Origin of the sequence: Paenibacillus humicus NBRC 102415 (genome assembly GCF_004000905.1) — a bacterium.
GTDB classification, from domain to species: Bacteria; Bacillota; Bacilli; order Paenibacillales; family Paenibacillaceae; genus Paenibacillus_O; species Paenibacillus_O humicus.
Genome location: NZ_BIMD01000092.1, coordinates 1 through 5,731, shown reverse-complemented (window position 1 = coordinate 5,731; position 5,731 = coordinate 1). Strand labels below are relative to the sequence as shown.

Below are 5,731 nucleotides of genomic sequence, written 5' to 3'. Positions count from 1 at the left end.
CTTCGCGGCCCTGGAGCAGGCCGGCCGCTTGTGCGGACGCGGCTGCAGCGCGCGCCCAGGCCGGAATGAGCGCCGCATCGGAGAAGCCGGACGCCGCGGCTTTGCCGCTTTCGAGCCCTGCCGCGCGGCTCAGCAGCACAGCCAGCTCGGCGCGGGTGACGCGCTGTTCGGGACGGAAGCTGCCGTCCTCGTAGCCGGACACCAGCCCGCGCTTGGCAGCCTCAGCGGCGAATGCCCGGCCCCAGGCCGGAATGGAGGCGCCGTCGGAAAAGCCGGACGCTCCAGCCGGACCGGGCTCTTTTACTCCCATGGCGCGAAGCAGCATGACGGTGAGCTCCAGCCGGGTAACCGGCTCGTTCGGACGGAAACTGCCGTCGGCGTAACCGGTCAGCAGCCCTTGGGCGGATGCTTGGCGGATGGAATCCGAGGCCCAGTGGCCGCTGATGTCCCGGAACAGCGGAGCCGAAGGGGACGGCGTCGGCGCCGGGCTGGCCGTCGGAACGGCGGAAGGACTCGAAGACGCCGATGGCGCTGGCGTAGCCGATGGCACCGGAGTTGCCGTCGGCGTCGGCGTGCCGCTCGGTGTCGGCGTGCCGCTCGGCGTCGGCGTGCCGCTTGGCGTCGGCGTGCCGCTCGGCGTCGGCGTCGCAGCCGCTACCTTCACCGCAGCCTCGGCGGCGCCGTAGCCGTCGGCGCTCACGGCGCGGATGACGGCTGTGCCGGCTTTATGCCCGGTCACCTTGCCGGAACCATCGACGGAGGCGATGTCCGGCGCGGAGGAGGTCCACGTCACCGCGCCGTTGTCCGAGCCGTACGTGCCCGCTGCCACTGTCGCCTTCAGCGATGCGGCGTCGCCGCCTGCCGTCAGCGCGATATCGCTGCGGTCCAGCGTCACCCGGGTCGTGTTGAGCTGAAGCACGCCGACCGTGCCGCTGACCTCAAAGGCGACCAGCAGCAGCGGCTGGCCCGTAGGGCTGTCCGCGGCGGAGATGAATTCGATGCCTTCCGGCGCCGTATCCGAAGCAAGCGGATCGCCGGCTCCAAAATCGCGGGTGTTCGTGTAGTTGACGAAACGGGCGTCTTCCGGATTCGTCACGTCGTACGTCATCACTCCGCCCACACGCTCCAGGCCGATAAAGGCCAACGTCCGGTCGCCGACATGTCCGATTTTCACATCCTCGGGCTCCGGCCCTTTTTTGGGACTGCGGGAATCCATGTCGGGCTTGTCGTTGGAGGCGTTGAAGTTGTTCGGCAGGCGCTCGGCCGTAATCCGCTCGAAGCCGCTGCCGCTGTCATACACCTGCTTCATCGAAGCGGCGTCCCAGACGGAGAAGGAGCGTCCTCCGTACATGTAAATACCGTCCTTGGCCATGTCGCTCGACGCCTCGACCTTGTCGTAGACGGTCGTTCCGTTCAGGAACCTCGCAGCCGCCGAGTTCGGATCCAGAGCGGCCTTCAGATCCTTGACGGTCGAGCCGTTCTTGCGGCCGGGGAAGTCGGTGGCGTCGCCCTCATTGCCGGTGATCAGATACGTTTTGCCCCCGGCCTGGAAGGATGCGATGCCGTCCGGCATGTATTGTCCGAAGAACGGGACGTTCTCCAGCGAGATCTTGCCGTCCTTGAGCAGGTCGAGCGCATTTTCCGGCTTGCTGAAATCCTTGAAGCCCAGCCCCTTCACCGAAAGGAACTTGCCGGATGCGATGTCCAGCTCCGCGACGGCGTTGTTCTCCTGCAGCGTCACATAAGCCGTGGCCGCATCCCCGGACAAGGCGATATATTCCGGCTCCAGATCCGTGAGCGCCCGCTCCTTCGTTCCCGGCCCCGTAATCAGCCCCTTTGCGTCCGCATCGCCGCGAATATGAACGAGATCGTCGATGATGGAGGGATCGTCGAACTTCGCATGGCGCACCGAATGCGATTGGCGGTCGACAATGGTGACGCTGCCTTCGGGATCGATGCCGGCCTCGCGCGGCTCGCCTTCGTTGGCCGTCAGCACGTAACGCCCGTCCGGCGTCGACTTCACCATATCCGGCTGGGAGCCCGCCTCATATGTCCGAATCAGCTTGCCCTCGTAGTCAAGCTCCAAAATACGGCCCGGATCCCCGGCACCCTTGGCCTGCACGGCGGCGAATACGCGGCCCGCGGCCGTATTGATATCCACGCTCGTCAAGTCCCCGTACAGGAATCCGCTCTCCTGCTCGGCAAGCGCCCGGATGTCGATCTGCTTCTCCTTGACCATCTGTCCCTCGGCCAGCTTGACGATGTCGAGGCTCGGCGGGTTGCCCGAGCCGTTGACGAGGTAGAACCTTCCGTTGTCGCGGTTGTATTTGACGATCTCGGCTACGCCGCCGTCCTTGTTCGTGACCCCTTCGCTGTAGGAGCCGATCTTCGTGACGCTGAACAGGTCCTTATAAACGGCAGCCGAAGCTGTCGGTACATCGGCAGCGTCGGCTGCCGGCGCGGCCAAGGCTTGTCCGACGATGGAGGCCGGCTCCGCGCCGCCCTCCTGTGCGGTGCCGATTCCGGCGGGCAGCAGCGCCATCGCCGCAGCCGACAAGCTGAGCGTAAGCCCCAGCGTGCGGCTCATTTTGCGTTTGTAGCGGTTCATCTTCCGTTTCCCCCTCTGATGCGGACATGCCGGTACCAGGCCTGCTGCCCGCTTTGCTTCCTGCCTGTCAGCATATCAAGGAGATGTAAAGGAGGAATCACATCCATGTTAAGAATTCATGAAGGCCGCACGCCCTTTCACCAGCGGCTGCGGTAAGCCTGCGGCGTCGTGCCCGCGAGCTTCTGGAACGAGCGGTAGAACTGGCTGGGGCTGGAGAAGCCGAGCTCCCCGCTGATATGGGACACGGAATCCGAAGAGCGGGAGAGCCGGTCCTTCGCCTTTTCGATGCGCAGCCGCAGCAAGTATTGGTAAGGCGTCAGCCCCGTCTCGGCCCGGAACGACCGGATAAAGTGGAACCGGCTCAAGCAGGCGATCGAGGCGAGCTCTTCAATTGTGATTCGGCCGGCGTAGCCTTCCTTCATGAAGTCGACGACTTTTTGCATGCAAGGGCTTGCGGCGGTCGGAACCGCCGAACCTGACGAGCCACCGGCGGCAATCTCTGCACAAGCGGAGCCGGATTCGGGAGCAAGCAGGGGAAACCCGGCTAATCCCGCGCCCGGCTGCTCTTGCCGAGCTTCAGTCCCGGGGGCGGCCGAGAGAATCCCGTTCATGTACGCCATGATTTCCCGCTCGGTCCCCCGGACATCACTTTCCCCGGCAAGCTGCGCCTTCATCAATTGGCCGGACCAGATGCGGAAGCGGCGCGACAGCGCTTCGGCATCGAAGCTCTTGGCCATATTCTCGTAAGGATGACCGGAGGAAGCGGCTGGCGCCGCCACAGCGTCCTCCCGGCATTTCAGGATGATCACCGACGCCCCCTTCTCCAGCCGGAAGTGATGCAGAGCCCGGGGCGGCTGCACCAATCCGCTGCCCGGCTTCAGCCCCCAGGCTCTGCCGTCCTGGATGAACTCGCAGCTGCCCTGGACCGGAAGCGTCAGCTGCACCCAGTCTTCATGGATGTGGGGCGTATTGGCGAAGCCTTCGGCGCCTCTCCAGAGCTCGACCGCTCCGGTCTGAAACATCATTTCCATCCGCCCTTCGCCCCCTGTAGCGATTATTGCGGCCGGCAGTTCCGCATCATTCGCGGGTGACGCATCGGGCCGTTTAGGGTTACGATAGGAGGATAAGCGGCGCTTGTCAATGGACGGGGACGGGCGGCAGAGAAGAAACGGAAAGGAAGTCTGAACCACCATGATCATCGAATTGAACCATGTGTCGTGGCGAAGGGAGCAGCGCGTGCTGCTCCAGGACATCAGCTGGCAGGTGAAGCCGGGAGAGCACTGGGCGCTGCTCGGCCTCAACGGGTCGGGCAAAACGACGCTGCTCAACATCATTTGCGGCTACATCTGGCCCTCGGAGGGTTCGGTCGAGGTGCTCGGAGAGCGGTACGGCGAAGTGGATCTGCGGGAGCTGCGCAAATCCATCGGGTGGGTCAGCAACTCGCTGCAAGAGAAGCTGTACAAGACCGACCGCGCCCAGCTTGTCGTCATCAGCGGCAAGCATGCGACGATCGGACTCTACGACAAGGTGCAGGAGGAAGACCTCGAGACGGCGCGGGAGCTGATGGCGACGCTCGGCTGCGCCCATTTGTGGGATCGGGAATACGGCACCTGCTCGCAGGGCGAGAAGCAGAAGCTGCTCATCGCCCGCGCCCTGATGGCTCGCCCGCGCATCCTCATCCTGGACGAGCCTTGCAACGGCCTCGACCTGTTCTCGCGCGAGCGGCTGCTGGAGAGCATCGACGGGCTGGCGCGGCAGCACGACGCCCCTTCGCTGATCTACGTCACGCATCATACGGAGGAGATCCTGCCTGTCTTCGGCCATGCCCTGCTGCTGCGCAGAGGAGAGGTGTTCCGCAGCGGCAGCACGGGCGACGTGCTGACAGACGGAACCCTGAGCCGGTTTTTCGAGGCCCCCGTCGCCGTGGAGCGCCATGGCGACCGATATTTTGTCCGCGCTGAATAGCAGAGCAGGAGAGCTGCTGGAGCAGCCTGCGGCGGTATGTTTTTTCTGTTTCCCGACCCTATGGAGATGAATCCGCAGCTCCGATAGAAAGCAAAAAAGCCCGGCATGCCGGGCTTTTTGTCATGGAGCTTGCAGAGCTTCCTTGCCCCGCTCCGCTGCGTCGGCCAGCTGTTCTTGACCCTGGGATTCCTGCCAGGGCGGAAAAGCGGCGGCTGCGACAAGCCCCAAGCCCTGTTGCCCAGGCATGCATTCCAGCCCCTTCGGCAAAATAATGTACTACAACCCGAACAAGGAGCAAATATTAGGATGATCTTCACAAAATAGACGCATCCGCGAGATGACCGGCAACTGTCACATTCCGTCCTTTGCATCGCCGGCGGCGCAGCCTTTACACTGGAATCAATACGCAAGCCTCTGCATCTTTTCGCCTGTGCGCCTATGCGATCCCTCTGAAGCCCATTCATGATCAACTTACGATAAAGGAGCTGCCGCCATGTACCGCTCGAACCAAATACGGCCTGCTGGCCGCCTGTTTACGCTTCTGGTCCTTTGCGCCATCCTGCCCTCCCTTCTGCTGGCGGGCTGCAACTTCTCCTCCCCCGTGTCCGGAGGGTGGAAAACCCGCAGCGCCACCGAAGGTCTGGAAATCATGGCGAACAAGGACAACTGGAAGAAGTTCACCTATCGGGTCACGCTCGAGAATGTCAGCGAGAAGCCGATTGAAGTCGAATGGGTCGAGCCCGTGCTGAAAGGCAATCTCCTGCTGAACGATCCTGGGCGCTCGCTGCGCAAGGAGATCGCCCAGACGGTAGACGAAGGACAGCGCATAACGCTCGAGGACAGCTTCGAGTTCAATGCGAAAAACGTCAACCTCGGCGAGTCTCAGAACGTGAAGGCGATGCTGGTGAAGGTAAAAGGCGCCGACGAGCCTGTCGAGGTCCAGGTATAGGCCTGCAGGCACGCGCAATCCGCAGGCGGTTTTCATGCACGACGCACAAAAAAAGCCTTCATTCCGCACGTCGGCGGAATGAAGGCTTTTCCCGTTGTAGCGGCAAGCCCGTCTAGCGCTTGCCCGGCTTGCGTTCTTGGCGCGATCCGCCGCTGCCCCGGTCGCCGCCGGAGCTGCCGCGCGGCTTGGAGCCGCCGCCGTCGCCCTTG

Annotated in this window: 5 protein-coding genes; 2 read left to right on the top strand and 3 right to left on the bottom strand. The window is 63.4% G+C overall.

Going from position 1 to position 5,731, the window contains the following annotated elements:
* A partial coding sequence (locus PHU01S_RS25310) for a choice-of-anchor I family protein (RefSeq protein ID WP_174806407.1) occupies positions 1 to 2,608 on the bottom strand: 2,608 nt, incomplete at its 3' end.
* A gap of 137 nt (positions 2,609 to 2,745) precedes the next feature.
* Positions 2,746 to 3,639, bottom strand: coding sequence for an AraC family transcriptional regulator (locus PHU01S_RS25305; protein ID WP_049868451.1), 894 nt, complete (start codon positions 3,637 to 3,639; stop codon positions 2,746 to 2,748).
* A gap of 160 nt (positions 3,640 to 3,799) precedes the next feature.
* Here PHU01S_RS25305 and PHU01S_RS25300 point away from each other — a divergent pair, with 160 nt between their 5' ends.
* Entirely contained in the window at positions 3,800 to 4,573 is a 774-nt protein-coding gene (locus PHU01S_RS25300) for an ABC transporter ATP-binding protein (protein WP_049868452.1), read from the top strand.
* A gap of 120 nt (positions 4,574 to 4,693) precedes the next feature.
* Here the strand turns inward: PHU01S_RS25300 and PHU01S_RS26945 are convergent, their stop codons facing one another.
* Entirely contained in the window at positions 4,694 to 4,819 is a 126-nt protein-coding gene (locus PHU01S_RS26945) for a hypothetical protein (RefSeq protein WP_281279861.1), read from the bottom strand.
* Positions 4,820 to 5,066: 247 nt separating this feature from the next.
* Here PHU01S_RS26945 and PHU01S_RS25295 point away from each other — a divergent pair, with 247 nt between their 5' ends.
* Entirely contained in the window at positions 5,067 to 5,522 is a 456-nt protein-coding gene (locus PHU01S_RS25295; RefSeq protein ID WP_127510466.1) for a hypothetical protein, read from the top strand.
* Positions 5,523 to 5,731 lie beyond the last annotated feature (209 nt).

Excerpts from the sequence above, each read along its gene's own strand:
- PHU01S_RS25305 (WP_049868451.1), bottom strand. The coding sequence starts at position 3,639 with ATGGAAATGATGTTTCAGACCGGAGCGGTCGAGCTCTGGAGAGGCGCC.
- PHU01S_RS25295 (WP_127510466.1), top strand. The coding sequence starts at position 5,067 with ATGTACCGCTCGAACCAAATACGGCCTGCTGGCCGCCTGTTTACGCTT.
- PHU01S_RS25300 (WP_049868452.1), top strand. The coding sequence starts at position 3,800 with ATGATCATCGAATTGAACCATGTGTCGTGGCGAAGGGAGCAGCGCGTG.
- PHU01S_RS26945 (WP_281279861.1), bottom strand. The coding sequence starts at position 4,819 with ATGCCTGGGCAACAGGGCTTGGGGCTTGTCGCAGCCGCCGCTTTTCCG.